This window comes from Chryseobacterium contaminans (genome assembly GCF_001684955.1).
Classification (GTDB): domain Bacteria; phylum Bacteroidota; class Bacteroidia; order Flavobacteriales; family Weeksellaceae; genus Chryseobacterium; species Chryseobacterium contaminans.
The window spans coordinates 1-1,859 of record NZ_MAYF01000196.1 but is presented as its reverse complement, the minus strand read 5'-3'; the positions used below and the strand labels follow the sequence as shown (position 1 = coordinate 1,859).

Annotated in this window: 2 protein-coding genes; both read left to right on the top strand. The window is 37.3% G+C overall.

What is annotated here, in order from left to right:
• The coding region (hisD, locus tag BBH99_RS11485; RefSeq protein ID WP_066695643.1) for a histidinol dehydrogenase at positions 1 to 832 on the top strand (832 nt) is incomplete at its 5' end.
• 1 nt (position 833) lies between these two features.
• On the top strand, positions 834 to 1,859 hold the full coding sequence (gene hisC, locus BBH99_RS11480; protein ID WP_066695642.1) for a histidinol-phosphate transaminase: 1,026 nt from the start codon (positions 834 to 836) through the stop codon (positions 1,857 to 1,859).

The following is a 1,859-nucleotide window of genomic DNA, read 5'->3' as shown; positions in this document are numbered from 1 at the left end:
AGAAATCATTCTTTGTACACCACCAGATAAAAGCGGAGCCGTTAATCCGGCCATTTTATATACAGCCAAGCTATGTGGGATTTCAAAGATTTTCAAGACAGGCGGTGCCCAGGCTATTGCAGCAATGACTTTAGGGACCGAAAGCATTCCACAGGTATATAAAATCTTTGGTCCGGGAAATCAGTTCGTAGTAGCTGCTAAAGAATATGCCCAGCAGTTTGGAGTAGCTATTGACATGCCTGCTGGCCCAAGTGAAGTCTTAGTAATTGCTGATGAGCAGGCGGTTCCGGAATTCTGTGCAGCAGATTTGCTTTCACAGGCAGAACACGGAAGTGACAGTCAGGTAATATTTCTGACTACAAACCTTAAAGTTTTTAATGAGACGATCAGGGCTGTTGAACAGCAGGTCAAAGACTTACCAAGAAATGAAATGGCTGGGAAATCGCTTGAAAATAGCTGTTTTATTTTGTTGAACAGTCTTGAAGAAGCTGTTGAGTTCAGTAATTTATATGCTCCGGAACACCTTATTCTGGCGATGGATGAGTTTGAAAAGTACATTCCTAAAATTCAGAATGCGGGTTCGGTTTTCCTTGGAAATTATTCCTGCGAAAGTGCCGGAGATTATGCCAGCGGAACCAATCACACCCTTCCTACCAATGCGTATGCTAAGAATTACAGTGGAGTATCTCTGGACAGTTTTGTAAAGAAAATCACCTTCCAGCATTTGTCCAAAAAAGGGCTTCAGAATTTAGGAAAAACAATAAAAATAATGGCAGAAGCAGAAGGGCTTCTCGCTCACAAAAATGCAGTATCAATAAGATTAAAACGATAATATGAATACAATCAGTATCAATACATTAGTAAGAGAAAATATTTTAAAACTAAAGCCTTATATAAGCTTCAGGGATCATAATGAATTTAATGAGCCTACCTATTTAGACGCTAATGAAAGTCCTTTTGGAAAATGGAACCGTTACCCGGATTCTACACAGAAAAAGCTTAAAAATAGTTTGGCAGAACTTAGAAATATTTCTCCTGCCAAGATTGCTATAGGAAACGGTAGTGATGAACTGATCGATTTAATCATAAAAATTTTCTGTGAGCCTAAAAAAGATGCTATTCTGATGATGAATCCTTCTTTTGCCATGTATGGATTCTATGCTGCAATTAATGAAAACAGGGTTTTACAACTTGATCTTGATGAAAATTTTGAAATTGTAAAGGAAGATTTTTTACAAACGGTTAAAGAAGAATCTATTAAGGTTTTCTTTTTATGCTCCCCGAACAATCCAACCGGAAACAGTACAGAAGACATTGAATTTTACCTTCAGAACTTTAACGGAATTGTGGTGGTAGACGAAGCTTATATTGAATTCTCAGGAAAAAAATCAAGCCTGGAACTTTTGGCTCAGTATCCTAATCTGATCGTTCTCCAGACCTTTTCAAAAGCCTGGGGAATTGCCGGTGCCAGAGTAGGTGTTGCATATGCTTCTGAAGAGATTATTCAGTTAATAAATACTGTGAAAGCACCCTACAATGTTAATGCATTAAGCCAGGAACTGATTCTGAATGCGCTTGAAGATGAAAAAAAATTAAAAGATAATGTCCGTAATATTATTGCAGAACGCACATGGCTAAAAGAGCAATTTGAAGATATCAAATGTATTGCGAAAGTATTTCCAACGGATGCAAACTTCTTTTTAATTAAGCTTGATGATATTGACGAAGTATATACAAAAATGCTGGAACAGGAAATATTAACAAGCAGAAGAGATCCTGCAATTCCGGGATGCATCAGGATTAATGTAGGAACCCGCAAGGAAAATGAAAAACTGATTACTCTTTTAAAAAACATTTAG

Bases quoted from the DNA above. Each gene is read 5' to 3' on its own strand.
- hisC (WP_066695642.1), top strand. From the start codon at position 834: ATGAATACAATCAGTATCAATACATTAGTAAGAGAAAATATTTTAAAA.